This is a genomic window from Ramlibacter pinisoli, assembly GCF_009758015.1.
Classification (GTDB): domain Bacteria; phylum Pseudomonadota; class Gammaproteobacteria; order Burkholderiales; family Burkholderiaceae_C; genus Ramlibacter; species Ramlibacter pinisoli.
This window is the reverse complement of the sequence record NZ_WSEL01000009.1, coordinates 324,105-350,790: the sequence shown is the minus strand read 5'-3', so window position 1 is coordinate 350,790 and position 26,686 is coordinate 324,105. Positions and strand designations below refer to the sequence as shown.

Here is a 26,686-nt window from a genome sequence, read left to right as displayed (position 1 = left end):
ATGCCCCACTTTGCACGTTAAAGCTAAAAAGTGCAAGAATTCGGGCATGACGATTTGCTCCACCCGCCGCTCTGCCGCGGCCCTCCTGGCCTCGCTGGTCCTCGCACCCTGCGCCGCCCTGGCGCAGGACTATCCCGCCAAGCCGATCACCCTGGTGGTGTCGTTCAGCGCCGGCGGCAACAACGACATCCGCGCCCGCCAGCTCGGGATCCCGGTGGCGGCCATGCTGGGCAAGACGGTGATCGTGGACAACAAGCCGGGCGCCAGCGGCAACATCGGCCACGACTTCGTGGCGCGCGCCGCGGCCGACGGCTACACGCTGGGCATCGGCGCGATGGGCCCGCTGGCGGTCAACCCCGCGCTCTATCCCAAGATGCCGTTCGACCCGCAGAAGGACTTCACGCCCATCGTGATGATCGAGCGGGCGCCGCTGGTGCTCGTCACGCGGGCCGACAAGCCGTTCAAGTCGCTGAAGGACGTGGTCGAGGCGGCCAAGGCCAAGCCCGGCCAGCTCACCATCGGCAATGCCGGCGCCGGCGGCGCGCACCACCTGAGCGGCGAGCTGTTCAAGCAGACCGCCGGCATCTTCATGCTGCCCATTCCCTACAAGGGCGGCGGCCCGGCCTCGCAGGCCCTGCTGTCGGGCGAGATCGACATGATGTTCGAGCAGACCTACGCCGCGCTGCCGTCCATCCAGGCCGGCAAGACGCGCCCGCTGGCCGTCACCAGCGCGAAGCGCCTGCCCAGCCTGCCCGACGTGCCGACGATGGCGGAACTGGGCTACCCGCAGGTCACCGTGTCGAATTGGCTGGGCCTCGTCGCGCCCAAGGGCACGCCGCCGGCGGCCGTGAAGAAGCTGAACGAGACCTTCAACAAGGCACTGGCCGCGCCGGACATGCGCGAGAAGATCACCGGTCCCGGCAACGAGATCGGCGGCGGCACGCCGGAGGAATTCGCCGCCTTCATCGCGGCGGAGAACAGGCGCTGGGCGGCGCTGGTGAAGTCGGCCCAGATCAAGCTCGACTGACCGCGCCTTCGCGCTGTCCACCTCCTCGCCATGGCGGGCTCGGCCCCCATCCATCCGCGGCCCGTCGACCGGACGCCGACGTGAGACGTCCCGGGGCGCGCAACGACCTGGAGGTGGATGCCGGATCCAGTCCGGCATGACGGGGATCGCGTGGTCTGCGACTGCTACGTCCACATCGTCGATCCCGTCCGCCATCCCCATCGCGCCGCCAGGACCGACAGCAATCCGGGGGCGAGGCGGTGTCCGACGCGGTCCTGCGGCCGATGCCGATGGCGTTGCGTGGATTCGCTTCCAGCCAGATCACAGGCTGACGGAAGCCTGTCTCGACCGGAACCAGCGGAACGTTTATTGCATCAGACTTGTCTCTCGCAGTGACCCCGCCAAGACCGGGGGGCTATGCACCAAACGCAGTAACAGGGAAGCATGCAATGAACACTAGTGGTGCACTGCGCACGCCATGGCAGAAACGCGATGGGGGCCGCGCCAGCGTCGTGGTCCGCTCCATCCTCAAGAGCCGCATCCACACGCACGAGAACCGGCGCTTCGCCAAGGACCTCGCCTGGCGCTGGGTGGGGGCCAAGTGGCCACGCCTCGTGCCGTCGGCCTCCGAGCTGGAAAAGAGCCACATCGACGCCGTGCTGCCCGGGCGCAAGCTGTCGGTGGCCACCAGCGAGGACGGCGCCACCTGGACCCTGGAGGTCAGCCACCAGGAGCGCGATGGCGCCCGCACCTGGACCACGCAGGTCGTCGTCTCCGATGCCGGCGATGCCGACGTCGTGGCCGTGCAGACCAGCTGCACCGACGTGGAATCGGCCCGCATCATCGCGCCGCCCGGCGTGCTGGGGTCCTGGGTGGAGCGGCTGGACGTGCACGATGCCGGCGTGCCGGTGCTGGCCGAGCCGCGGCTGCTCGAAAGCCCGGAGCAACTGGACCCCTTCGTCGAGCACCTGCTGATGCCCGAGCGCCGGCTGCCGGTGGTGGTGCTGGCCAACAAGCCGAACACCCGCTACTACGGCGCCGATCCGCGCGGCATCGCCGAAGCGGCACGCGGGCTGGCCCACGTGGTGTGCCTGGCGCCCGAGGCGTTCGCCACCTTCACGCAGACGGTGGACCGCAAGCTGGCCCCGGTGCAGGGGGCGGTGCGCATCTACAAGCCCGGATTCACGGCCGCTGCCGATGGCAAGGACCACCCGCTGCTGCGCCCCGAGCCCAGCCGGCCGGGCGCCGGCGCGCTGGACGGCGAGCCCGATCCCAACGGCCCGGCGGTGTTCCGGCGGCTGCTGTGCCTGAAGCTGTGCCAGATCAGCGTGGCGGCCACCGCCGCCTGACGCCGCGCGGGCCGGTCACAGGATGATCGCGCCCTCGGGCCGCGCCAGGGGCGGCAGGTCGGTCTCGCCGGCCATCTCGCGCAGCTCGTGCGCCAGCACCTGGCAGATGCGCGTGATGGGGACGTCGTTGGCACCGCCCTCGAAGGGGTTCTCGGTGCTGGCACCCACCTGGTCCAGCGACACGTAGAGCCACGACACCAGCAGGCTGGCCGGCGCCGCCAGCCAGGGCAGGACCGCCGCCACCGGTCCCTGCGCGCCGGCCGCCAGGCGCGCGAATTCGCCCACCAGCCCGAACGGCAGCAGGGCGGCGAAGGTCCACACGAAGATGCGGTTCACGATCGCGTACTGGCGCGGGTACGGGAAGTTCTTCAGCCGCTCGGCCCGGGCCTGCTGGTCGACCAGTTCGCGCAGCGTCTTCTGCATTTCCGTGTGGTGCAGCACCACCAGCAGCTGGCGGGTGTACAGCTCGCGGATGGCGGCGCTCTGCAGCCCGAGCAGCAGCGCCGCCTTGTTGCGGGCCTGCATCACGGTCGCCAGCTCCGGCGGCGCGAGGTGGCGCCCGAGTTCCATCTCGAGCGCGGAGTCTTGCTCCGGTACGCGGAAGCGCCCGGCGCGGTAGGCGAGGTCGGCGCCGACGGCGGCCGTCTCCCAGGGCCGCGGCCGGCGCAGCTGGAAGCGCAGGGCGGTCAGCCAGGCAAGGTGCCGCTGCAGCAGGGGGGCGGCGTGTCCCGCCTGCGTGGGGAAGTCGCGGCAGATGAGCGACCAATAGCGGCTGGCCGCGGCGATGGCCGTCCACACCTGCTGGGCCTCCACGGTGCGGCCGTAGGTCTGGGCGTTCTTGAAGCCGACGATGAAGGAGCTGGCCGCGCCGAGCACCGCCACCAGCACCCAGGGCAGCGCCAGCCAATGCCAGCCGGCCAGCTGGTGCAGGACCACCGGCAGCACCGACAGCAACAGCAGGATGGCCAGGCGGCGCCGGGTCCAGGCGATGAACTCGCCGAGCCGGTAGGACTTGCCGATGTGCATGGCGCTTCCTCAAGGCGTGCCGACGGGCACGCGACGCGGCAGGGTAACCCGGCTGGTGGAGGGAGGGGGTGCTGGCATGCCCATCAGACGGATGGACGGGCGCGGTTGTGACGGGGCGGCCGGGGGACCGCGGTGGTCAGGCGAGGCCCGGCCCCGTCTCGACCGCGTTCACCAGCGCCTCCCCGCGCACGAACCGGCCCAGGTTGTTCAGGAACATGTCGGCCACGGCGGCCTCGTTGGCATCGGAGAAGCCGGCGCTGTGCGGCGTGACGATGGCATTGGGCAGGTCCCACAGCGGCGAGTCGGCCGGCAGCGGCTCCTGCATGAACACGTCCAGGTAGGCGCCGCCCAGGCGTTGCGCGCGCAGGGCCGTGACCAGGGCCGCTTCGTCCACCACGTCGCCCCGGGCCACGTTCACCAGGCCGCAGTGCGGCGGCAGCAGAGCGAGTTCGGCCGCGCCGACCAGGCCGCGCGTGCGCGCCGTGAGCGGGCAGGCCAGCACCAGCCAGTCGGCGGTGGGCAGGACGGTGCGCAACTGCGTGTCCGGCACGGTGACCAGGCCGGGCCCGGCGGCGCGGTCGCTCTGCCGCACGACGACGACCCGCAGGCCGAGCGCCTGCAGCAGGCGCCCGATCTCCCGGCCCACCGGACCCCAGCCCACCACCACGGCGGTCTGGCCGCGCAGGTCGCGCGGCAGCCCGCTGCCGAACAGGGGCGCCCAGCGGTGCTCGCGCTGGGCAGCCTGCAGGCGCGGCCAGTGGCGCGCCAGTGCCAGCAGCCCGAGCAGCGCGGTCTGGGCGACCACCGGCGCGTTGGCGCCCGACGAGGTGGTGACCGGCACGCCGCGCCGCACCAGTTCGACGAACACGGGCCGGTCGGCGCCGGCCGAATGCACGTGCAGCCAGCGCAGGGCCGGGGCGGCCAGCAGCAGGTCATAGAAGCGCCGGGTGTCCGGCAGCACCCGGTGCTTGGTCGACAGGCCGGTGATGTCGCGCGAGACGAAGGCCACGTCGGCCTGCGCCGCCTCGGGGTGGTCGGGCGGCAGCAGGTGGTATGGGCGGCCGGCCAGCACCTGGCCGATGCGCGGGGCCAGGCTGGCGATGGCGTCCGCCGACAGCAGCAGGCGCAGCGGGCGCGGTGGGGAGGCGGCGGTGCTCACTCGGCGGTGGCGCCCGATTCACGCACCACGGTGCGCCACTTCTCGTATTCCTTCTGCACGAACTGGCCCAGCTGCGCCGCCGAACCGCCCACCGGATCGGCGCCCTCGCGCACCATCTGCGCCTCCAGTGACGGCAGCGCCTCGTTCACGGCCTTGTTCAGCGTGGCGATCACGGCCTCCGGCGTCCCCTTGGGGGCGAACACGCCGAACCACGAGCCGGCCTCGAAGCCGGGGTAGCCGCGTTCGGCCACCGTCGGCACGTCGGGCATGGAGCGCGAGCGCTTGACGCTGGTGACCGCGATGGCGCGCAGCTTGCCGGCCTGGATGTGCTGGATGACCGAGGGGATGGTCGCGAACATGAACTGGATGCGGCCGGCCAGCAGGTCGTTCAGGGCCTCGGCGCCGCGGTACGGCACGTGCGTGGTCTCGATGCCGGCGCGCTTGCCCAGCATGTAGCCCGACAGGTGCGAGGAGGTGCCGATGCCGGTGGAGCCGTAATTGAGCTGGCCGGGCTTCGTCTTCGCATAGGCGACGAACTCGTCGACCGTCTTCGCCGGCACCGAGGGGTTGACCACCAGCACGTTGGGCACGTCGGCGATCTGCACCACCGGCACCAGGTCGACCAGCGGGTTGATGTTCAGCTTCGGGTAGAGCGTGGGGTTGACGGCCATGGGGCCGACCGAGTTGACGATCAGGGTGTAGCCGTCCGGCGCCGAGCGGGCCGCCATCTCGGTGCCGATGTTGCCGCCGCCGCCCGGCTTGTTGTCGATGACGAAGCTCTGCTTGAGCCGGTCGGACAGCTTCTGGGTCACCGCCCGGGCCAGCACGTCCGTGGTGCCGCCGGCCGTGAACGCCACCAGCACGCGCACCGGGCGCGACGGGTAGTCGCCCGCCTGGGCCCAGGCCGCGGGCGCCGCCAGGGCGGCGGCGCCCGCCAGCACGCTGCGGCGGGTGAGGGGAAGGGGGCGGTCCATGCGTTGTCTCCTGTCGTTGTCGTTGTTGTCGCCGGCGCTCTCAGGTGCGGAAGCCCGGATCCAGCCGGTCGAGCTTGCGCAGCAGCGCCGGCCATTCCATCAGGCCGTAGGGCCTGCGCGTGCCGGGCTGGTAGTTGTTCCAGGTCTCTTCCAGCACCTCGGGCGGCACCGGCCGCAGCCTGGTGTTGCACGACATGGCGGCGATCTGCGAGCGGCAGGCCAGCTCGAGCCGGTGCGTCCAGTTGAAGCACTCGCCGGCCGTGCGGCCCACCACCAGCGCGCCGTGGTTGCGCAGGATGACGGCTTCGCGGTCGCCCAGGTCGCGCACCAGCGAAGCCTTCTCGTCGTCGTTCAGCACCACGCCCTCGTACTCGTGGTAGCCGATCTTCAGGAAGCGCATCGCGGTCTGCGTGATCGGCAACAGGCCGCAGTCGAGGGCCGACACCGCCATCGACGCCCAGCTGTGCGTGTGGATGACGCAGCCGACCTCGGGCCGGGCCTCGTGGATGGCGCTGTGGATCACGTAGCCGGCCTTGTTGACGCCGTAGTTCAGCGCGCCGAAGTCGGGCCTGGACAGGACGGTGCCCGCCAGGTCGACCTTGAGCAGGCAGGAGGCGGTGATCTCCTCGTACATCATCCCGTAGGGGTTGATGAGGAAGGTCTCCTCGCCCGGCACGCGCACCGAGATGTGGTTGGCCATCATGTCGGACATGCCGTACAGGTCGACCAGGCGGTAGCACGCGGCCAGGTCGATGCGGGCCTGCCATTCCTCGGGGGAACAGCGGTCCTTCATCGACGGGATCTGCAGGACTCCAGGGTTCATGGCACTTCTCCAGGCAATCAGTCGGCGCCCAACTGCAGCCGGTTCGGCTGCCGCCGCTCGATGGCCCATTGGAGCAGGGCGGCGCAGCGGTACACGGCGTGGGCAAATTTTCCGTAGGGCAGCGTGAGGAACAGCGCCAGCACGCAGCCCAGGTGCACGGCCAGCAGCAGCGCCATGGCACCGGTGTCGCGGCCGGCCAGCAGCGCCAGCCCGGTGAGGCTGGTGGCGAACAGCAGCACGATGAAGGCGCGGTCCATGGGGCGCTGGGCCGGGTCGCCGTGCAGGGGATGGCGGCGCAGGTTCAGCCACAGCAGGCCGGCCGGCCCCGCCAGCAGCCCCAGGCCGCCCAGGGTGCCCAGCAGCACCGGCAGGCTGGTGACCGGGTAGGGGGCCGGGTGGCCCGCGTAGTGGTACAGCGTGGCCACGCCGGTCGACGCGAAGCACAGCAGGAAGCCGTAGAACGTCAGGTGGTGGAACCGGCGCCGGGCCAGCGTGTAGCGGTCGTCGGACTCGTTGCAGCCCTCGTGGTGGCCGCCGTCCAGGTAGGTGAGGGCGAGCGCGTTGTGCGCGGCCTCCGCGGCCGAGGCGCCCGTCACCGCGCCCGGCGTGCGGCCGCGCCAGAACCGCGACGCACCGATGCCCAGTGCCAGCACCGCCCAGCCGAAGGCGGCGCCGAACAGCGCCACCAGCAGGTTGTGCGGGAAGACGGCGTAGAAGTTGCCGGCCAGCGGCTCATGCAGCAGGGTGCCGCGCAGCGCCAGCACCAGCACCAGGAACAGTGCCAGCCCGCCGGCGCCGGCCAGGGCCAGCGTCACGCCGTTGTGGCGGTACAGCGCCCCCAGCGCCTGCGGCCAGGCGTGGTCGGTGTAGGTTTGCTGGCGCACCTGCGCCATGGCACGCGGCACGTTGACCGCGAATTCGTGCGGCGGCGCGTACTGGCAGGCGTGCAGGCAGGCGCCGCAGTTGTGGCACAGGTTGGCCAGGTAGTGGATGTCGCCGGCGTTGAAGTCGAGCCGGCGCGTCATGGCCGGGAAGACGGCGCAGAAGGTCTCGCAGTAGCGGCAGGCATTGCAGATCTGCATCTGCCGCGCCGCTTCGGTGGTGGCGGCGGCGGAGTCCGTGGCCGGCACGACCTCGCCGTTGGCCAGGGCCACGGCCTCGCGTGCCAGGGCGTCAAGCGACTGCATCGGCGGTCTCCTTCTGGGCGGCGCGGGCCGCCTCGGTGCCGGCGATGCGGCCGAACGCCGTGCCGATGCTCATGCCCACCCCCGCGGTGTACCCCTTGCCCAGCACGTTGCCGGCCATCATCTCGCCGGCCACGAACAGGTTGTCGCTGGGGGCGCCGCCGAAGTGCACCCGCGCCCGGGCGTCGGTCTTCAGTCCCATGTAGGTGAAGGTGATGCCGGGCCGCAGCGCGTAGCCGTGGAACGGCGGGGTGTCGATGGGCCGGGCCCAGTGGGTCTTGGGCGGCGTGAGGCCCTCGGTGCGGCAGTCGTCCATCACGGTGTGGTCGAAGGTGCCGGGGCGGCAGGCGGCATTGAAGGCGTCCAGGGTCTGCATGAAGGTGGTGGGATCCAGGCCCAGGGCGCGGGCCAGCTCGGGCAGGGTGTCGGCCTTCACGGCGGGGAACACCGGCGGCATGAAGCGCCCGACGGCCTTGGCGTCGATGATGCAGTAGCCGATCTGGGCCGGCTGCAGCGCCACCAGCCGGCCCCACAGCGCATAGCGCTTGGGCCAGAAGTCCTCGCCCTCGTCGTGGAAGCGCTTGCCCTCCTGGTTGACCATGACGCCCAGGGACACGGCGTCGACGCGCGTGACGATGCCGCCGTCGTAGAGCGGGGCGCGGGCATCGATGGCCACGCAGTGCGCCTGGGTGGGGTCGCCGATGGTGTCGGCGCCCTGGGCCATCAGGTCCTTGAGCAGCACGCCCTGGTTGAAGCGGGTGCCGCGGATCAGGAAGTTGTCGGACGGCCACTCGCCGCGCTCGTTCCGGCCCCAGGCCTCGCGCAGCCAGTCGCGGTTGGACTCGAAGCCGCCCGAGGCGACGACGCAGGCCCTGGCCTCGATGCGCCGGCCGCCGGCATGCGCCGCCACGAAGCGGCCGTCCTGCAGTTCCAGCCGGTCGACCGGGGTCTCGTAGCGGATCTCCACGCCCAGGCTCTCGGCGCTGCGGAAATAGGCGTTGACCAGCGCCTTGCCGCCGCCCATGAAGAAGGCGTTGGTGCGCGACAGGTGCAGCGTGCCGGCCAGCGAGGGCTGGAAGCGCACGCCGTGCTTGCGCATCCAGGTGCGGCAGGTGGAGGAGGCCCGGATCACCAGCCGGGCGAGCTGCTCGTCGGTGTTGCCGCCGGTGACCTTGCGCAGGTCCTGCCAGAACTCCTCCTCGGGGTAGGCCTCGAGCAGCACGTCCTGCGGCGCATCGTGCATGCAGCGCAGGTTGCGGGTGTGTTGGGAATTGCCGCCGCGCCATTCGCGCGGGGCCGCTTCGAGCAGGAGCACGCTGGCCCCGGCCTCGCGGGCCATCAGGGCGGCGCACAGGGCGGCGTTGCCGCCGCCGATCACCAGGACGTCATGCATCCCGCCGCACTGTAGACGTGACGGCCGGCCCGGGCCAGAGGGGAATCCTCAGAGGGGTATCAGGCTTCGTGATGGCTGAAGCGGGCGCCGGCCCAGCGGCCGCTGTCGACGAGCTCGCGCGCGCAGTCGGCCAGGGTCACCCGCACCGCCAGCGCCGCCGGCGACAGTTCCTCGTCGGAGATGCTGCACAGGGAATTGAGCCGGCGCAGCCGCCCGCCGGTAATCTCGGCCACCTCGAAGGCTGCCTCGGCGTCGGCGGCGCGCGCCAGGGCGGCGCGCGGCTGGATGGTGCAGCCCAGTCCCGAGCGCACGGCATCGATGAGCAGGGCGAGCGAATCGATCTCCACCGGCAGGAGCCGGGCGAGCCGGCCGCTGGAGAACGCGCTGTCGAGCGTGCTGCGCAGGCCGTGCGAGCCGCTCGGCAGGATCAGCGGCAGGTCCTTCACGTCGGCCAGCCGGATGCGCGCCGGCAGCGGCTTGCGGCCCCCGCCCCGTGCCTGGATCAGGTAGAGCTTTTCCTCCACCAGCGGCGTGACGCTCCAGCGCCGGCCGGGATCGGCGTCGAACAGCACGGCCAGGTCGAGCTGGCGCGCATTGAGCATGGCCGACAGGTGCCCCGACAGGCTCTCCACCATGTGCAGCCGCACGTCGGGGTAGCGCTCGCGAACTGCCAGCATCAGCGGCAGCCCCAGCACCGAGGCCGTGGTGGGCGCCAGGCCCACGCTCACGCTGCCGGACAGGCGCGATTGCTGCGCGGCGCGCCCGGCCTCGTCGGCGTGCCGCAGCGCGAGCTGGGCCTGCTGGAAAAACGCCAGGCCGGCCTCGGTGGCCACCACTCCGTTGGAGCCGCGCTGCAGCAGCCGCGTGGCCAGCTCGCCTTCCAGCCGCGCGATCTGCTGGCTGACCGCGGACTGCACGACGTCCAGGTCCACCGCCGCCCGGCTCATGCTCCCCAGTTCGACCACGCGCACGAAGTAGCGCAATTGCCGCAGTTCCATGGGGCGAGGGTACCGCGCCCCGCTCAGGCGGCCGCGGAGGCGATGCGCCCGCCGCGGCCCGGCGCGTCAAGGCGTCCGGCCGAACAGTTCGTGCAGCAGCGCCCGCAACCACTGCTGCGCGGCGTCGCGGGCGGTGCTCGCGTGCCAGACCAGCCGCACGTCGTACTTCGGCGCGAAGGGCAGCTTCCAGGTGCGCAGGTGCGGGCGGCTGGCCGCGTACATGGCGGGCACGATCGCCATCAGGTCCGAGGTGGTGACCAGCTCCGGCAGGGCGCCGAAGTGGCGCGCCCGCAGCACGATGCGGTCGGCCAGCCGCTCCTGCACGAGCATCTCCTCCACGCTGCTGTGGAAGGTGGCCGTGGGCGAGGCCACCACGAGCGAGGCGGCGGCCAGCTGCGTGCGGGTGAGGCTGCTGCCGGCGCGGCCGCTGGCGGGCCGCCAGCCGGGCGCGGTGATCGCGACGTACTGCTCGCGGAACAGGAGGTCGGCATGCACCCCGCGGTGGCGCGGCTGGAGGATGCCGATGGCGCAGTCGATCTCGCGCGTCTCCAGCGCGGTGGCGACGGCGGTGCCAGCGACGGAGATGTTGCTGATGCGTGTCTGCGGTGCGCGCTGGCGCAGGGCCGAGGCCAGCGGCGGCAGGAACAGCATCTCGCCCAGGTCCGACAGCGACAGCCGCCAGGTCGTGTCGCTGCGGGCCGGGTCGAACTGGTCCCGGTCCGTGACCAGCGCCTCCAGGGACAGCAGGTGCGCCAGCACCGCCGGGGCCAGCTGCTCGCACAGGCGGGTGCGCTGCAGCCCGGCGGGCGAGCGCACGAACAGGTCGTCCTGGAAGAAATCGCGCAGCCGCGCGAGTGCGTTGCTGGTCGCCGACTGCGACAGCGACAGCGACCGGCCGGCGGCCGTCACCGAACCGCTGCGGTGGATGGCCGCCAGCACGCGCAGGAGGTTGAGGTCCAGTTGCCGGAAGTTCATGGGGCCTCAGGGTTCACCCTGATCATGGATGCGGTGAATGTAGATCATCCGTGAAACCCATTCGCCAAATGCGCTCCGGCTGGCTAGATTGCGGCCAGTCACCACCGGTACCACCATGGCCGAGCGATCCTTCACCAGCGAAGTCGGCAAGCTGCGCCTGGCGGCGGGCGAGGAGTTCCGCGGCGAGGGCATCCTGGCCGTGACCAAGGCGCTGCTGCAGTCCGGCGTGTCCTATGTCGCCGGCTACCAGGGCGCACCGATCTCGCACCTGATGGATGTCCTCACGGATGCCAACGACATCCTGCGCGAGCTGGGCATCCGCTTCGAGCACAGCGCCTCGGAAGCGACGGCCGCCGCCACGCTGGCCGCCTCGGTCAACTACCCGCTGCGCGGCGCCGTGACCTTCAAGTCCCCGGTGGGCACCAACGTGGCGTCGGACGCCATCGCCAACCTGTCCTCGGGCGGCGTCACGGGCGGCGCGCTGATCATCGTCGGCGAGGACTACGGCGAGGGCTCCAGCATCATGCAGGAGCGCTCGCATGCCTTCGCGATGAAGTCGCAGGTCTGGCTGCTGGACCCGCGTCCCAACCTTCCCAGCATCGTGCGGGCGGTGGAGCAGGGGTTCGAACTGTCGGAGGCGAGCCGCACGCCGGTGATGCTGGAACTGCGCATCCGCGCCTGCCACGTGCACGGCAGCTTCACCGCCAGCGACAACCGGCGCGCGGACTTCACGCTCAAGGATGCGATCGAGCACCCGCGGCGCGACACCGAGCGCATCGCGCTGCCGCCGTCCACCTACCTGCACGAGCAGGAGAAGGTGAACCAGCGCTGGCCGGCGGCAGTGCGCTTCATCCGCGAGCGCGGGCTCAACGAGTTCTTCGCCGAGGACGCGCAGGACTTCGGCATCGTGCTGCAGGGCGGGCTCTACAACGGCGTGCTGCGGACGCTGGAACTGCTGCAGGTCGCGGATCCCTTCGGCCATTCGCGCGTGCCGCTCTACGTGCTGAACGTCACCTATCCGCTGGTGGACGAGGAGTTCACCCGCTTTTGCGCCGGCAAGCGGGCGATCCTGATCGTGGAGGAGGGCCAGCCCGACTTCATCGAGCAGGCGGTGCACGCGGCACTGCGCCGCGCCGACGTGCAGACGAAAGTGCACGGCAAGGACTTCCTGCCCAAGGCCGGCGAGTACACGGGGGGACTGCTGCTGCAGGGCATCGCCCGCTTCCTGCAGCAGGTGGCCCCGGCGCTGATCGAGGGCCGCGCCCTTCCCGCCGGCGCCCTGCCGGCGGTGCCTGCGGTGCCGGCGGCCGCGGGCCTGAAGACCATCGCGATCCAGGACGCCACCGCCCAGGTGCATGGCCGCCCGCCCTCGTTCTGCACCGGTTGTCCCGAGCGGCCGATCTTCACCGCCATCAAGCTGGTGGAGCGCGAACTGGGCCCCCACCACATCAGCTGCGACATCGGCTGCCACCTGTTCTCCATCCTGCCGCCCTTCAACATCGGCGCGACCACCATGGGTTACGGCCTCGGCTGGGCGGGCGCGGCGGCCTTCAACACGCCGGAGACGGGCAGGAGGACGCTGTCCATCATGGGCGACGGCGGCTTCTGGCACAACGGCCTGACCAGCGGGGTCGGCAATGCGGTCTTCAACCAGACGGACAACGTGCTGCTGGTGGTCGACAACGGGTATTCGGCGGCGACCGGCGGGCAGGACCTGCTGTCGTCGAAGGCCGACAGCCCGATCCGGTCCACGAAGCACCCGATCGAGAAGGCCGTGCGCGGCGTGGGCGTCGAATGGGTCCGGACGGTGGACCACACCTACAGCCTGGAGCGCATGCGCGACGTCCTGCGCGAGGCGCTGACCACGAAAGCCAAGGGCCCCAAGGTGATCGTGGCCTCGTCCGAGTGCATGCTGAACAAGCAGCGGCGCGTGCGGCCACTGGTGAAGAAGGCGATCGGCGAGGGCCGGCGCGTCGTGCGCGAGCGCTTCGGCGTCGACCCGGACACCTGCACCGGCGACCATTCCTGCATCCGGCTGTCCGGCTGCCCGTCGCTCACGATCCGGCCCAACCCCGATCCGCTGCGGCGCGACCCGGTCGCGGCGGTCGTCGACAGCTGCGTCGGCTGCGGCCTGTGCGGGGAGGCGGCGCACGCGGCGGTGCTGTGCCCGTCGTTCTACCGCGCCGAGATCGTCAACAACCCCACCCGCTGGGACCACTTCGCGCAGCGCGTGCGGAGTGCCGTGATCGGCTGGCTGCAGGGCCGGATCGCCCGCCGCCTGGAAGGTCTCGCCGCATGACGCAGCCCCGCGCGATCACCATCGCCCTGCTCGCCATGGGAGGGGAGGGCGGCGGCGTGCTGTCCGAATGGCTGGTGGACCTGGCCGAGCACCACGGCTACCTCGTCCAGGCGACCTCGGTGCCCGGCGTGGCCCAGCGCACGGGCGCGACCGTGTACTACCTGGAGCTGTTCCCGCGTGCCGCGGTGCCCGCGGACGCGCGGCCGGTGCTGGCCCTGTCTCCCGTGCCGGGCGAGGTCGACGTGGTCATCGCGTCCGAACTGATGGAAGCGGGCCGTGCGCTGCAGCGCGGACTGGTGAGCAGCGAGCGCACCACCTTCATCGTCTCCACCCATCGCGTCTACTCGATGACGGAGCGCACCGCGATGGGCGATGGCCGGGTCGACGCGCCCAAGCTCCTCGACGGTGCTCGCGCCGCGGCCGCTCGCCTCGTGGCGGCCGACTTCGCGGCCATCGCGGAACAGGCCGCGGGGCCGATCGCCCCGGCGCTGTTCGGCGCCCTGGCCGCGTCGGGCGCGCTGCCGTTCGAGCGGGCGCAGTTCGAGGAGGCGATCCGGCGCGGCGGGGTGGGCGTGCAGGCGAGCCTGAAGGCGTTCGCCGCCGGTCATGCCGCCGCTCTCGCGCCGGAGGCGCTGCCGCCGGACGCCGTGCCGCCGGTGCGGCTCGGCCCGCGGCTGGCGGCCCTGGACGAGCGCATCGGCGCCGGCTTTCCCCTCCACGTGCAGGACACGCTGCGGCACGGCGTGCTGCGCCTGGCCGATTTCCAGGACGTGCCCTATGCCGCCGCCTACCTGGACCTGCTGCAGCCGTTGCGCGACACCGGCGACGTGCTCACCGAAACCGCGCGCCATCTCGCGCTGTGGATGACCTACGAGGATGCGATCCGCGTCGCCGACCTGAAGACCCGCCGTAGCCGCTTCGACCGCGTCGCAGGGGAGGTCAAGCTCACGGACGGGCAGCTGCTGCACATCAACGAGTTCATGCATCCGCGCGTCGAGGAGATCGCCGACATCCTGCCGGCGGGACTGGGTCGCTGGCTGCTCGCCACCGGCTGGGCCCGCGGCGCGCTCGGGCGCTTCACGCGCAGCGGCCGCATCGTGCGCACCAGCTCGCTGCGCGGCTTCCTGCTGCTCTACGCCATCGCGGCGCTGCGGCCACTGCGGCCGCGGTCGCTGCGCTTCGGTGTCGAGCAGGAACGCATCCGCACCTGGCTGGCCGGGATCCAGCGCCTGGCCGGCAGCCAGCCGGCGCTGGCGCTGGAGCTCGCGCGCAGCCAGCGCCTCGTGAAGGGCTACGGCGACACCCACGCGCGCGGCTGGCGCAACTTCCAGCGCCTGCTCGGCGAACTGCCGCGGCTGGAGGGCGACGAGGCCGGCGCCCGGCGGTTGTCGGAGCTGGCGCGTGCCGCCCTGGCCGACGAGAGCGGGCAGGCGCTGGAGCACATGCTGGCGTCTGCCTGAATTGACCGCCCTGCGCGCACAACGTATGGTCGATTCCCACCCACGAGAGGAGACAGGAAGATGAAGATGACGAGCCTTCGACAGGCCGCCCTGCTGGTGCTGGCCCTGGGCGCGGCCGCGGGCGCCGCGGCGCAGGAGACCACCCTGCGGCTGGTGAGCGCCTTCGCCGAGAACGGCATCTACGTGCAGCGCCTGCAGCCCTGGATCCAGAAGTTCAACGCCGAGGGCAAGGGCGTGCTGCAGATCAACTTCATCGGCGGCCCCAAGGCCATGCCGCCCTTCGAGGCGGGCAACGCCGTGAAGACCGGCGTGGTCGACATGGCGATGTCGACGGGAGCCTTCTATACCAACGTGATGCCCGAGGCGGACTTCCTGAAGCTCACCCAGATCCCGGTGGCGGAGCAGCGCAGGAACGGCGCGTTCGACGCGATCAACAAGGTGTGGAACGAGAAGGCCAACATGCAGTACCTGGCCCGCATGGTGGAGAACCAGCCGTTCCACATCTACACCAACAAGAAGGTCGACAAACCGGACCTCAGCGGCCAGAAGATCCGCATCACGCCGGTGTACCGCGACTTCTTCCAGGCCCTCAACGCCACCGTCATCACCACGGCGCCGGGCGAGGTCTACACGGCCCTCGAGCGGGGCGTGGTCGACGGCTACGGGTGGCCCATCGGCGGCATCTTCGACCTCAAGTGGGAGGAGAAGACCAAGTTCCGCATCGACCCCGGCTTCTACGACGCCGAGGTGTCGCTGGTCATGAACCTGCCGGCCTACAACAAGCTGTCCAAGGCGCAGCACGACTACCTGCACAAGCAGCTGCTGGCGCTGGAGGCCGAAAACTCCTTCTGGGCCCGGTACACGGCCGAGGAGGTGGCACGGCAGCAGAAGGCGGGCATCGAGACCATCAAGTTCGATCCCGCCACCAGCAAGGCCTTCGTCGACAAGGCCTACCAGGTGGGCTGGGCCAGCGCGGAGAAGCAGAGCCCGGACATCGCCAAGCGCTTCAAGCCGCTGTTCGCGCCCAAGTGACCGGGCGCCTCTCCATTGCCTTCGCCAGGCTGCTGGCCGCGCTGGCGCTGGGCGGCTGCGCGGTCATGTTCGCCATGATGCTGGTGATCGTGGGCGACGTGGCGCTGCGCAACATCCCGGTTCCCGGCCTCCCGCGCGGGCTGGCCTGGAGCAACGAGGTGTCCGAGCTGATGCTCTATCTCACCACGGTCCTGGTCGCGCCGTGGCTGCTGCGCCAGGGCCAGCACATCCGCGTGGACATCCTGCTCACCGCCATGCCGCCCAGGCTGGCCTGGTACTTCGAGTGGCTGGGGGACGCCCTCGGCCTGGCCTGCTGCCTGTTCATGGCCTGGTATGCGGCACGGGCCGCGTGGGCCAGCTACGCGGGCGGGGCGCTGAACATCAAGACGCTGGTGACGCCGGAGTGGTGGTCGCTGGCGCCGCTGCCGCTGATGTTCGCTCTGCTGGCCGTCGAGATGGTGTTCCGCATGCAACGGTTGCAGGGCGCCGAACGGGCGCCGCGGCGCGACGCGGTGAGCGCGGCATGAGCAGCTGGGTCGTTGCCGCCTGGCTGATGCTGGGGGGCTCCACGCTCCTGCTGTTCATCGGCATGCCGGTGGCGCTGACCTTCATCACCGTCAACATCGTCGGCGCCTTCCTCTACATGGGCGGCGAGGTGGGGCTGGCGCAGCTGGCGCGCAGCAGCGTGGGCTCGGTGACGGCCTTCTCGCTCACGCCCATCCCCCTCTTCGTGCTGATGGGCGAGATCCTGTTCCACACCGGCCTGGCGCTGAAGGTGATCGAGGGGATCGAGCGGCTGATCCGGCGCGTGCCGGGGCGCCTGGCGGTGGTGGCGGTGGTCGCGGGCACGGTGTTCTCCGCGATCTCGGGCTCGACCATCGCCACCACGGCGATGCTCGGCTCCCTGCTGCTGCCGGTGATGCTGGCCAAGGGATACCACCCGACGCTCGCCACGGGGCCCATCATGGCCATCGGCGCCGTGGACATGCTGATCCCGCCCTCGGCGCTCACGGTCCTGCTCGGGTCGCTCTCCGGCATCTCCATTTCCAAGCTGCTGATCGGCGGCGTGCTGCCGGGCGTGATCCTGTCGGTGGCCTTCGTGCTGTGGATCGTCGTGCGGGTGCGGGTCACGCCCTCGCTGGCGCCGGCCGCCGACGAGCAGCGGGCCTACAGCGGCTGGGAGCGCTGGCAGCCCTTTTTCGGCTATGTGCTGCCCACGCTGTCCATCTTCGGCGTGGTGGTGGGCGCGCTGGCCGCGGGCTGGGCCACGCCCACCGAATGTGCGGCGCTGGGCGCCTTCGCCACCCTGGTGCTGGCGCTGGCCTACCGCGCCCTCACGTTCGACGCGCTGCTCAAGGCCCTCAAGGGCACGGCGGGCATCTCGGGAATGATCCTGTTCATCATCCTGGGCGCCACCACGTTCGCGCAGATCCTGTCGTTTTCCGGCGCCAGCAACGGGCTGGTCCAGATGATCACGGGGAAGGGGTGGTCCACCGGCATGATCGTCGCCGGCATGATGCTGGTGCTGATCTTCCTGGGCATCTTCGTCGACCAGGTCAGCATGATGATGATCACCCTGCCGATCTTCATGCCCGTCGTGCAGGGGCTCGGCGTCGACCTGGTCTGGTTCGGCGTGATGTTCCTGATCTGCATGCAGCTGGGCCTGCTGCTGCCGCCGCACGGGCTGCTGCTCATGACCATGCGCGGCGTGGCGCCACCGGCCGTGACCATGGGCCACATCTTCCGCGCCGTGGTGCCCTACGTGGCCATGAGCCTGCTGCTGCTGGCGGCCGTGTTCTGGATCCCCTCGATCGCGACGGCGCTGCCCCGCTGGATGGGCTGAGGGCGAGAGTTGGCCGTTGCGCCGGATCCATCCGGTGCACTCGGGGGGGCGCCTCGGCCAGCGGTCCCGGGGCACGTGCGGTGATTCAGGCGTGCTGGGCGATGGCGCGCTGCGCATCCTCGAAGTAGCGCCGCACGATGGCGAAGGCCCGCTCGGCCGAGGGGGGCAGGGTGCGGCCGTCGCGCCGCACCATCCCCAGGGTGAGCTCCAGGTCCAGCGGCGGATCGACGTCGAGCGCCTGCAGCCGTCCCGCCGCGACCTCCAGCACGGCCGAAATGTGCGTGCTGGGCAGGATCGCGTCGCTGGCCGCCAGCAGCGCGTGCACGGTGGCCATGTCGTTGCTGTTGACCGCGAAATGGTCCTCCAGCGGAAGTGACAGTCCGTACAACCGGGCCAGGCGGCGCAGCATGCCTTCCTCGGCGAAGCCGGGGAGCACGCAAGGGTAGGCCAGCAGGTCGGCGATGCGCAGGCGGCGCCTGCCAGCCAGGGGATGGCCCGTGCGGACGAACCAGCCGAAGCTGCACTGGTGCAGGGGTTCGACGGCCATGTCGGCGTCCTGCTCGGCCACGCGCACGTCGCCGACGAAGAAGTCGATCTGCTCGCGCGCCAGCGCCTCGAGCAGCACGTCCGAGCTCTGCACCATGGTGCGCAGGCGCAGGTTCGGCGCGGTAGCCAGCAGCTGCAGCACCATCGGCGCCAGCAGGCCGTGCGCGAGCGACGACCCCATGCCGAAAGCCAGCGGACCCAGCTCGCCGGCTTGCATCAGCCGCACTTCGCGCGCGGCCTCCTTCTCGTCGAACACGATGCGCCGCGCGCGCTGCGCATACAGCTGTGCGTAGGGCGTGGGCGCGAGGCCGCGGCCCTCGCGGTCGAACAGGGGAATGCCCAGGCTGTCCTCCAGAGCCCGCAGGCTGCGCGAGAGCGCGGGCAGGCTCAGGTGGACCTGCTGGGCCGCCGCGCTGAGCGAGCCCAGGTCCATGACCGCCAGGAAGTGCCTCAGCTGTCGTGTATTCATGGCGCCATGATTGCAGGAAGTGCAATTCCTACTTGATTAGATTGCAATTTACGCAAGGTGGTCCGGTTCCTAGACTGGGGCGCATTCAAAGGAGACAAGCCCATGCCCCGCCCCTTCGCCGCGCCGCGCGCGGTCGTGGCGATTTCGACCGACCGCGTGGAGCGTGAAGGCCACGCCACCCACGCCGGCTTCCATGGCTACGTCCACGCCGTCTCGGCAGTGGCCGGCGCGCTGCCGCTGCTGTTGCCCTCGGACGCGCAGGCGCTCGACGCCGACACGCTGATCGCCAGTGTCGACGGCGTGCTGCTGACCGGCAGCCCGTCCAACGTCGATCCCGCCCGCTACGATGCGCCGCGGCCGCACGCCGCCATGACGCTCGATCCCGCGCGCGACGCCGCCATCCTGCCGCTGCTGGCGCGCCTGGTGGAAGCCGGCGTGCCGCTGCTGGCGGTCTGCCGTGGCTTCCAGGAGCTGAACGTGGCCTTCGGCGGCACGCTGCATCCGGCGGTCCACACGCTGCCGGGCCGCCTGGACCACCGCGAGGGCGACCATGACCGGCCCGTCGAGCGCTGGTACGACGACAGCCATGCCCTGCGCATCGTCCCCGGCGGACGGCTCGCCCAGCTGGCCGGCTGCGAGGCGGTGCAGGTCAATTCGCTGCACCACCAGGGCATCGACCGCCTCGGTGCAGGCCTGCGCATCGAGGCCGTGGCACCCGACGGCCTGGTCGAGGCCTTCAGCGTGGCCGACGCCCCCGGGTTCACCCTGGCCGTGCAGTGGCACCCGGAGATGCGCGTGGACGACAGCCCGCTCGCGCGGGCTCTCTTCTCGGGCTTCGGCCAGGCCTGCCTTGCGCGGCGCGACGAGCGCCTGCGTTCCCTTTCGAATCGGACCTCCTGACCATGGACCACCCTTCCGTCCTGCAGCACTTCAGCGACACCTACGCCGAGGCGAGGCGCAAATTCGTCCGGGCCGCGGCGCGCCGGGGCCTGCCGGTCGAGAGCGAACAGCTCCCCCTGCGGGGTGCCGAGGGCGAACTGCTGGCCATGGACGTCGTGCGCGACGGACCGGCCCATGCGTCCCGCCTGCTGGTCGTGATCAGCGGCGTCCATGGCGTCGAGGGCTTCTGCGGCTCGGCCATCCAGACCGGCCTGCTGGAGGAGGGCGTGCGGCCCCTGGCGCCGGACACGGCCGTGCTGCATGTCCACGCGGTCAACCCCTATGGCTTTTCGCACCTGCGCCGCGCCACCCAGGAGAACGTGGACCTGAACCGCAACTTCGTCGATTTCCGGCAGCCGCTGCCGGTCAACGCCGGCTATGCGGACATCCACGACGCGCTGCTCCCGCAGGAGTGGCCGCCCGGCGCCGCCAGCGAGGCCTTCCTCGAGGACTACCGCCAGCGCCATGGCGCGCGCGGACTGCAGCGCGCCATGTCGCTGGGCCAGCACTCGCATGCCGACGGGCTGCACTTCGGCGGCCTTGAGCCGGCCTGGAGCAACCGGGCGTTCCGGAACGTGCTGCGCCGCCACGCGGCCGGCGTCCACCTGCTCGCATCGGTCGACATCCACACGGGACTCGGGCCGTCCGGGCACGGCGAGAGGATCTTCGCCAGCTTCGACTCCGATCCCACCGTGCTGGAGCAAGCCACGCGCTGGTGGGGGCCGCTCACCAGCGTGACCACCGGCACCTCCGCCAGCATCCCCATGAGCGGCCCGATCCAGACCGCGCTGCACCAGGAGTGCCCACATGCGCGCCACCTGGGCATCTGCCTGGAGTACGGGACCCATCCCATGCCGCGTGTCATGAACGCCCTGCGCGCCGAGCACTGGCTGAACCGGACCGGCGCCGACGCGGACCGGTCCGCTGCCATCCGGCAGGACCTCAAGGACGCCTTCTATCCCCAGGACGACGACTGGAAGCGCGCCGTCTGGCGGCAGGGCCGCGAGGCCTGCCTGCAGGCCCTGGCTGGCCTGGCCGACACCTGTTCCTTCCCGCTCGCCGCCTGATTCCCCTGGAGACGCCATGACCGCCGCCACCCTCGACTCCCTGTCCAGCCATGCCGCCGGTGCCCAGCCGAGCGCGGGCTCGATCAGCCGCAAGGCCATCGCCGCCGCCGTCGCCGGCAACGCGCTGGAGTTCTACGACTTCGTCATCTACGCCTACTTCGCCGTCTACATCGGCAAGGCCTTCTTCCCGGTGGGAGGCGAGTTCGGCAGCCTGCTGGCCGCCGTCGCCACCTTCGGGGTCGGCTTCTTCGCGCGTCCCCTGGGCGGGGTGCTGATCGGCTCCTTTGCCGACCGTGCCGGCCGCAAGCCCGCGATGATCCTCACCGTGGCGCTGATCACCATCGGCACCCTCGGGTTGGCCGCGACGCCCGGCTACGACGCGATCGGCGTCGCCGCGCCCATCATCGTCGTGCTGTGCCGGCTCGTGCAGGGCCTGGCCCTGGGCGGGGAGGTCGGCCCGGCCACGGCGCTGCTGATCGAGGCGGCCCCGCCCGGCAAGCGCGGCCTGTACTCCAGCTGGCAGATCGGCAGCCAGGGACTGGCGGTCGCGGTCGGCGGCGTGTTCGGCGTGACCCTGTCCCTCATGCTGACCCCGCAGCAACTGGCGAGCTGGGGCTGGCGGGTGCCGTTCCTGGCCAGCCTGGCGCTGGTGCCCATCGCCCTGTACCTGCGCCGCCACTTGCCCGAGACGCATGCGGCCCAGGAATCCAGCGGCACGAGCATCGTGGGCACGGTCCTGCGCGGCCATCGCCGCGTCGTGCTGCTCGGGGTGCTGGTCTCCGCGTCCGTCGCCGTCACCTCGCAGGTGGGCAACTACATGGTCAGCTATGCCGTGCAGGTGCTGAAGCTGCCCGCGGCGGTGGCGCAGTCGAGCGTGCTGATCGGCGGCCTGGTGACCTTCGCCTTCGGCATCCTGGGCGGCGTCCTGTGCGATCGCTACGGGCGCAAGCTGATCAACCAGCTGCCCCGCATCGGCCTGATGGTCCTGATCGTGCCCCTGTTCCTGTGGCTCACCGGTGCACCTGGCACCGGCACGCTGCTCGTCGTGACGGCCATCCTGGCGGCGTTGACCGCCGTCTCCGGGGCCGCCGGCATGGTGACCGTGCCCGAACTGCTGCCGATCGCCGTGCGCAGCACCGGCATGTCCCTGGTCTACGCGATCAGCACCGCGGTGTTCGGCGGCACCACCCAGTTCGTCGTGACCGGGTTGCTGGCCGTGACGCACGACCCGCTCGCCCCGGCGTACTACGTGGTCGCCATGAGCTTGCTGAGCGTCGGCGCGATGGCGCTGCTGCCCGAAACGCGCGACGTCGACGTGCGCCGCTGAGCCGGCGACGCCAGCCTCCAATGCCGGAGGCGTACCCGGCCCGACCCTGGGACCCGTCATGCCGGGCCTGACCTCCAGACCCGTCATGCCGGGCTTGACCCGGCATCCACCTCCGGAACAAGGCTGCACCTGGCTCCACGGACAGGAGATGGATTGCGGGTCAAGCCCGCAATGACGGGGCGGGGAGGCACGTGCTCCACCTTTTGAACGTCATCCAGGCCTGACCCGGCATCCACCTCCGGAACGGCGCTGCACCTGGCACAACGGACAGGAGATGGATGGCGGGTCAAGCCCGCAATGACGAGGTGGGGAAGCCGTGCTTCACGTTTGAACGTCATGCCGGGCTCGACCCGGCATCCATCTCCGGAATGAGGTCAGGCCGGCAATGACGGGGGAATGGCCGGCGGCAGGTCCGCGACGTCGGCGATGACGCCCCTGATCGCCTCGGCCGAGCGTTGCATCGCCGACAGCTCCTCCGGCGCCAGCGAGACCGGCAGCGTCCTGGTGACGCCGTGCCGGCCCACGATGGCCGGCAGGCTCAGGCAGACATCCGAGATGCCGTACTCGCCGTGCAGCAGGGTGGAGACGGTGAGGACCGATGCGTCGTCTCGCACGATCGCCTCGACGATCCGGGTCAGCGAGGTGGCGATGGCGAAGTTGGTCGCCCCCTTGCGCTGGATGATCTCGTAGGCCGCCCGGCGCACGCGCTGCTCGATGGCGTCCATCTCGGTCCGTGAAAAGACCATGCCGGCCAGGCTGCAGTAGTCGGGGATCGGCACGTTGCCCAGGCTCGCCGTGGACCAGGCGACGAACTCGCTGTCCCCATGCTCCCCGAGCACGTAGGCGTGGACGTTCCTGGCGTCCACCGCGCAGTGCCCAGCGAGTTCCGCCCGCAGGCGGGCCGAGTCCAGCACCGTGCCCGAGCCGAAGACCCTGCCAGGCGGCAGGCCCGTCAGCCGCAACGCGACATAGGTCAGGGCATCCACGGGGTTGGTGGTCATCAGGAAGAGGCCTTCCGGGTTCACGTCCATGACGCCCTGGAGGACATCCCGCAGCATCTCGACGTTGCGCTGGAAGAGCGCCGTCCGCGCTTCGCCCGGCCGCTGCGCTGCGCCGGCCGTGAGCACGGTCACCAGCGCCCCCTGCGCGTCGTCGATCGCCCCGGGCCGCACGACGACCGGGCGGTGGAAGGGAACCGCGTGCGCGATGTCCATGGCCTCGCCCTCCGCGCGCGCGCTGTCGGCGTCGATCAGCACGATCTCCCGGGCCAGGCCCGAGGTCGCCAGGGTGTACGCAAAGGTGCTGCCGACCCGGCCGGCGCCGATGATCGCGATCTTGGTGTCCTGCATCACGCTTCACCTCCAGGGTTCCAGGCGGGCCTTCGTGCACGTCGACAAACTCTCGCGGCCAGCGGTGGCCCGTCCGCCGGTCTAGGAACGTTGCACCGGTCGTCCCGGCTGCAACTCCAGCCGCTCGTCCCGGTGCCAGATGGTCAGGCCGTCACCCTGCTCCAGCCGGTACGTGACGCTGCCGCTCTCCATCTCGACGGCGAGTTGCTGGCCGCGCACGCTCAGGCGGAAGCGCAGGGCCTGCACCTGCCGGTGCGGCTGGAACGTGAGACGCCCGCCGTTGTCGCGCAGGCCGGCCACGCCGTAGACGACGCCCATCCACGTTCCGCCCATCGAGGCGATGTGGCAGCCGTCCCTGGCGCCGACATCGGCCAGGTCCATGAGCAGGGCACTGATGAGATAGCTGATGGCGTGCTCGTCGTGACCGACTTCGAACGCCAGGATGCTCTGGATGCAGGCCGAGAGGGATGAGTCGCCAGTGGTCAGCTCGTCGTAGTAGTCGAAGTTGCGCCGCTTCTGTTCCAGGGTGAATTCATTGCCCAGCAGGAACATCGCCAGCACCACGTCGGCCTGCTTGATGACCTGGTGCCGGTAAATGACCAGTGGGTGAAAGTGCAGCAGCAGCGGGTACTGGTCGCGCGGCGTGCCCTCGAAGTCCCACTTCTTCAGGTCGAGGAAGTCGTCGTCCTGCGGATGGATCTGCGAACGCTCGTCGAAGGGGACGTACATGCGCTCGGCCGCCCGCCGCCAGTCGTCCGCTTCGGCTGGATCGAGCCCGGTCCGCAGCACCAGTGCCCGGTAGTGGTCGGGACTGTGCTGCCGCATGTCGTCCACCGCGTCGGCGGCGAACCGCAGGTTGTCGCGCGCCATCAGGTTGGTGTAGGTGTTGTTGTTGACCACCGTGGTGTATTCGTCCGGCCCCGTCACCCGGTGGATGCAGAAACGCCCGTCGCGCCGCGGCGAGAAGAAGCCCAGGTCGAACCAGAGCCGCGCGGTCTCGACCAGCATTTCGGCGCCGCATTCGAGCAGGAAGTTCCGGTCGCCCGTGACATCGACGTACTTGACGATGCCATGGGCGACGGCGGCGTTGATGTGGTACTGCGCGGTGCCGGCGGCGTAGTAGGCCGACGCTTCGTCACCGCTAATGGTGCGCCAGGGAAACAGCGCGCCTTTCTGGCCCACCGCGCGGGCGCGTTCGCGCGCCTTGTCCAGGATGCTGTAGCGGAACCGCAGGACATTGCGCGCCAGGCTGGGCGACGTGTAGATCAGGAACGGCAGGACGTAGATTTCCATGTCCCAGAAGTAGTGGCCGTCGTACGTCTGGCTGGTCAGCCCCTTGGCTGCAATGCCGGCGCGATCGGCGCGGCCGCAGGCCTGGATCAGCTGGAACAGGTTCCAGCGCAGGCATTGCTGCATGCGCGGGTGCCGCGAGCTGATCTGGATGTCGCTGCGGTGCCAGAAGTCGTCCAGGTAGGCGCGCTGGTCGTCCAGGAGCCGCCCGAACCCCTCGGCCACCACACGATCCAGCGTTCGTCCTGCGCGCAGGCAGAGCTCGGCGGTCTTGTCGTCCCGGGAGGTGTGGTGGGTGATGTACTTGGTGAGCGCGATCGGCTTGCCCGGCTCCGCGTCCACGGAGAACACCAGGCGCGCGCCATGCCCGCCCCAGTCGGCCTTCATCGTCCAGGTGCAGTCGGTCTCCAGGACATGGTCGATGCCGCAGGCCATGGTCATGCCGCTGCGGGTCGTCCGGTAGCCCAGGATCACGCGGCGATCCTTGCCTTCGGCCGCCTGCAGGGAGAGCACGCGATCCATGGTCGCGTGCGCCAGCCGGGGGTCGTCCTTCACGTCCTGGCCGGTCGGCAGGTGCTCGACGACCTCGGACGACAGGACGAGCGCGGCCTTGGCGTTGAGGACCGTCACCCGGTAGGAGATCGCGGCGACATGCTTCTCCTGGAACGAGACCAGGCGCTGCGACTCGACCAGGACCTGCCGGCCGGCAGGCGTTTCCCAGAGCACCCGCCGCTCGAGCGTGCCGGCCCGCATGTCGAGTGCACGCTCGAAGCTCAGGAGGCGGGCGTTCGCCAGGTCGAAGGGCTCATCGTCGACGTACAGGCGGATGATCTTGGCGTCCGGCAGGTTCGCGATCGTCTGGCCGGTCGTGGCGAAGCCGAACGCCCACTCGCCGTAGGGGATGGGCCAGGTCTCGTGGAACCCGTTGACGAACGTGCCGTGGCGAAAGGCCGGCCCGCCTTCCTCGAACGCTCCCCGGATGCCTAGGTAGCCATTGGAGACGGTGAAGACCGTCTCGGCCTGGGGCAGGAAGCCCGGCGCGAACGACTTTTCGACCCAGCGCCACTCCTCGATCGGGTAGATGATCTCCGGCGGCAGGACCGGCTCGTGCTTAAGCATCGAGCAACTCCGCCAGGTCGGCCACGACGATGTCGGCGCCGTTCGCCCGCAGGGTGTCTGCACCTGCGTCCCTGGCCACGCCGATCACCAGGCCGAACTGCCCGGCCCGGCCGGCCTGGACACCGGCAATGGCGTCTTCGATGACCACCGCGCGGGCCGGGCTGGCGTTCACCAGCTCGGCGGCCTTGAGGAAGGCGTCCGGCGCAGGCTTGCCGGGAAGCCCGAGCTGGGTTGCGACCACTCCGTCGACCCTGGCATCGAACAGGTCGAGGATGCCCGCCGCGAGCAGGATCTGCTCGCAGTGGTTGCTCGACGAGACCACGGCCGTGCGGATGCCCCGGTCGCGCAGTTGCCGCACGAAGGTCACCGATCCGGGGTACGACTCGACCTCGCCACGGTCGATCGCCGCCTCGACCAGCGCGTCCTTGCGGTTGCCCAGGCCGCAGACCGTGTCGGCAGCCGGCGGGTCCGAAGGTGCACCTTCCGCAAGGGTGATGTCGCGGGACGCGAGGAAGCTCCTCACGCCGTCGTAGCGCGCCTTGCCGTCCACGTACCACTTGTAGTCGGTGTCGATGTCGAACGGCCGGAACGACTCCGCATCGCCTGCCCGCAACGAGAGGAACTCGTCGAACACCGTCTTCCAGCAGCGCGCATGGATCCGGGCGGTCGACGTGAGAACGCCGTCCATGTCGAAGAGGACGGCGTCGAAGCGGTCCGGCGTGACCGGGCCGGCGGTCACCACGTCGCTCCTTCGAGCCGTCGACCCGGCAGGCCGACAGGCAGGTGGTGTTCGTGGTCGAAGGGGACGGTGCCAACGGAAAGCGTCTGGTCCACGCTTCACCTCCAGACAGGTGGAAGCACCCTCGCGGCGCAGCCGCGGGCCCCGACGATCACCATCCCCGGCGGATGCGGCCGCTCCTCGGCGCTGGACGCCATGATGCGCCCGCGCGCAGCGCGAGCGCATGGGACCTTGGTCCAACCGGTGCGCGGCACGCCGCCGACGCCGGGTGGGACAAGCTCAGCGCACGGGTCCGGGCCAGCCGGGCGGTGCGCACCGCC

Annotated in this window: 22 protein-coding genes; 10 read left to right on the top strand and 12 right to left on the bottom strand. The window is 70.8% G+C overall.

Annotated features, from left to right (window positions below):
- Positions 1 to 46: 46 nt before the first annotated feature.
- Positions 47 to 1,027: a Bug family tripartite tricarboxylate transporter substrate binding protein gene (locus tag GON04_RS16190; protein WP_157399090.1), complete on the top strand. Its 981-nt coding sequence runs from the start codon at positions 47 to 49 to the stop codon at positions 1,025 to 1,027.
- A gap of 428 nt (positions 1,028 to 1,455) precedes the next feature.
- Positions 1,456 to 2,355, top strand: coding sequence for a hypothetical protein (locus GON04_RS16185; protein WP_157399089.1), 900 nt, complete (start codon positions 1,456 to 1,458; stop codon positions 2,353 to 2,355).
- A 15-nt stretch (positions 2,356 to 2,370) separates the two neighbouring features.
- Here GON04_RS16185 and GON04_RS16180 read toward each other — a convergent pair whose 3' ends face one another.
- From GON04_RS16180 to GON04_RS16145, 8 genes are all read right to left on the bottom strand, one after another.
- Positions 2,371 to 3,381, bottom strand: coding sequence for a bestrophin family protein (locus GON04_RS16180; protein ID WP_157399088.1), 1,011 nt, complete (start codon positions 3,379 to 3,381; stop codon positions 2,371 to 2,373).
- Between the two features lie 136 nt (positions 3,382 to 3,517).
- Positions 3,518 to 4,540, bottom strand: coding sequence for a D-2-hydroxyacid dehydrogenase (locus tag GON04_RS16175; RefSeq protein ID WP_338050987.1), 1,023 nt, complete (start codon positions 4,538 to 4,540; stop codon positions 3,518 to 3,520).
- Positions 4,537 to 5,514, bottom strand: a complete 978-nt coding sequence (locus GON04_RS16170) for a Bug family tripartite tricarboxylate transporter substrate binding protein (protein WP_157399087.1) — start codon at positions 5,512 to 5,514, stop codon at positions 4,537 to 4,539. Before GON04_RS16170 ends, GON04_RS16175 begins: the two co-directional genes overlap by 4 nt.
- Before the next feature lie 40 nt (positions 5,515 to 5,554).
- Entirely contained in the window at positions 5,555 to 6,337 is a 783-nt protein-coding gene (locus GON04_RS16165; RefSeq protein WP_157399086.1) for a class II aldolase/adducin family protein, read from the bottom strand.
- 17 nt (positions 6,338 to 6,354) lie between these two features.
- Positions 6,355 to 7,524 (bottom strand): tricarballylate utilization 4Fe-4S protein TcuB, encoded by a 1,170-nt coding sequence (gene tcuB, locus GON04_RS16160; protein ID WP_157399085.1) that lies wholly within the window; start codon positions 7,522 to 7,524, stop codon positions 6,355 to 6,357.
- Positions 7,511 to 8,914 (bottom strand): FAD-dependent tricarballylate dehydrogenase TcuA, encoded by a 1,404-nt coding sequence (gene tcuA, locus GON04_RS16155; RefSeq protein WP_157399084.1) that lies wholly within the window; start codon positions 8,912 to 8,914, stop codon positions 7,511 to 7,513. The genes tcuB and tcuA overlap by 14 nt, the downstream gene beginning before the upstream one ends.
- A 59-nt stretch (positions 8,915 to 8,973) precedes the next feature.
- A complete protein-coding gene (locus tag GON04_RS16150) occupies positions 8,974 to 9,912 on the bottom strand; it encodes a LysR family transcriptional regulator (protein WP_157399083.1) in 939 nt (312 codons plus the stop codon).
- A gap of 66 nt (positions 9,913 to 9,978) precedes the next feature.
- Positions 9,979 to 10,887, bottom strand: coding sequence for a LysR substrate-binding domain-containing protein (locus GON04_RS16145; protein WP_157399082.1), 909 nt, complete (start codon positions 10,885 to 10,887; stop codon positions 9,979 to 9,981).
- A gap of 115 nt (positions 10,888 to 11,002) precedes the next feature.
- Between GON04_RS16145 and GON04_RS16140 the strand changes: the two genes are divergently transcribed.
- From GON04_RS16140 to GON04_RS16120, 5 genes are read left to right on the top strand one after another with little or no spacing between them, the layout of a single operon-like run.
- A complete protein-coding gene (locus GON04_RS16140; protein ID WP_157399081.1) occupies positions 11,003 to 13,186 on the top strand; it encodes a thiamine pyrophosphate-dependent enzyme in 2,184 nt (727 codons plus the stop codon).
- On the top strand, positions 13,183 to 14,646 hold the full coding sequence (locus GON04_RS16135; protein ID WP_157399080.1) for an indolepyruvate oxidoreductase subunit beta family protein: 1,464 nt from the start codon (positions 13,183 to 13,185) through the stop codon (positions 14,644 to 14,646). The genes GON04_RS16140 and GON04_RS16135 overlap by 4 nt, the downstream gene beginning before the upstream one ends.
- A 60-nt stretch (positions 14,647 to 14,706) precedes the next feature.
- A complete protein-coding gene (gene dctP, locus GON04_RS16130; RefSeq protein ID WP_157399079.1) occupies positions 14,707 to 15,678 on the top strand; it encodes a TRAP transporter substrate-binding protein DctP in 972 nt (323 codons plus the stop codon).
- Positions 15,675 to 16,205 carry a TRAP transporter small permease gene (locus GON04_RS16125; RefSeq protein WP_338050985.1) on the top strand — a complete coding sequence of 177 codons (531 nt, stop codon included), beginning with the start codon at positions 15,675 to 15,677 and terminating at the stop codon, positions 16,203 to 16,205. The genes dctP and GON04_RS16125 overlap by 4 nt, the downstream gene beginning before the upstream one ends.
- Complete coding sequence (locus GON04_RS16120) at positions 16,202 to 17,521, top strand: TRAP transporter large permease (protein WP_157399078.1); 1,320 nt, start codon at positions 16,202 to 16,204, stop codon at positions 17,519 to 17,521. Before GON04_RS16125 ends, GON04_RS16120 begins: the two co-directional genes overlap by 4 nt.
- An 85-nt stretch (positions 17,522 to 17,606) precedes the next feature.
- Here the strand turns inward: GON04_RS16120 and GON04_RS16115 are convergent, their stop codons facing one another.
- Entirely contained in the window at positions 17,607 to 18,536 is a 930-nt protein-coding gene (locus GON04_RS16115) for a LysR family transcriptional regulator (protein ID WP_157399077.1), read from the bottom strand.
- Positions 18,537 to 18,638: 102 nt separating this feature from the next.
- Here GON04_RS16115 and GON04_RS16110 point away from each other — a divergent pair, with 102 nt between their 5' ends.
- From GON04_RS16110 to GON04_RS16100, 3 genes are read left to right on the top strand one after another with little or no spacing between them, the layout of a single operon-like run.
- Positions 18,639 to 19,436 carry a gamma-glutamyl-gamma-aminobutyrate hydrolase family protein gene (locus tag GON04_RS16110; RefSeq protein ID WP_157399076.1) on the top strand — a complete coding sequence of 266 codons (798 nt, stop codon included), beginning with the start codon at positions 18,639 to 18,641 and terminating at the stop codon, positions 19,434 to 19,436.
- A 2-nt stretch (positions 19,437 to 19,438) separates the two neighbouring features.
- Positions 19,439 to 20,542, top strand: a complete 1,104-nt coding sequence (locus GON04_RS16105; protein ID WP_157399075.1) for a M14 family metallopeptidase — start codon at positions 19,439 to 19,441, stop codon at positions 20,540 to 20,542.
- 16 nt (positions 20,543 to 20,558) lie between these two features.
- On the top strand, positions 20,559 to 21,869 hold the full coding sequence (locus GON04_RS16100; RefSeq protein WP_157399074.1) for an MFS transporter: 1,311 nt from the start codon (positions 20,559 to 20,561) through the stop codon (positions 21,867 to 21,869).
- A gap of 374 nt (positions 21,870 to 22,243) precedes the next feature.
- Here the strand turns inward: GON04_RS16100 and GON04_RS16095 are convergent, their stop codons facing one another.
- The 3 genes from GON04_RS16095 to GON04_RS16085 all read right to left on the bottom strand — a co-directional run bounded on the left by GON04_RS16095 (position 22,244) and on the right by GON04_RS16085 (position 26,366).
- Positions 22,244 to 23,218, bottom strand: a complete 975-nt coding sequence (locus GON04_RS16095) for an L-lactate dehydrogenase (protein WP_157399073.1) — start codon at positions 23,216 to 23,218, stop codon at positions 22,244 to 22,246.
- Between the two features lie 81 nt (positions 23,219 to 23,299).
- Positions 23,300 to 25,627 (bottom strand): glycoside hydrolase family 65 protein, encoded by a 2,328-nt coding sequence (locus GON04_RS16090; RefSeq protein ID WP_157399072.1) that lies wholly within the window; start codon positions 25,625 to 25,627, stop codon positions 23,300 to 23,302.
- Positions 25,620 to 26,366, bottom strand: a complete 747-nt coding sequence (locus tag GON04_RS16085; RefSeq protein ID WP_198349317.1) for a beta-phosphoglucomutase family hydrolase — start codon at positions 26,364 to 26,366, stop codon at positions 25,620 to 25,622. Before GON04_RS16085 ends, GON04_RS16090 begins: the two co-directional genes overlap by 8 nt.
- Positions 26,367 to 26,686 lie beyond the last annotated feature (320 nt).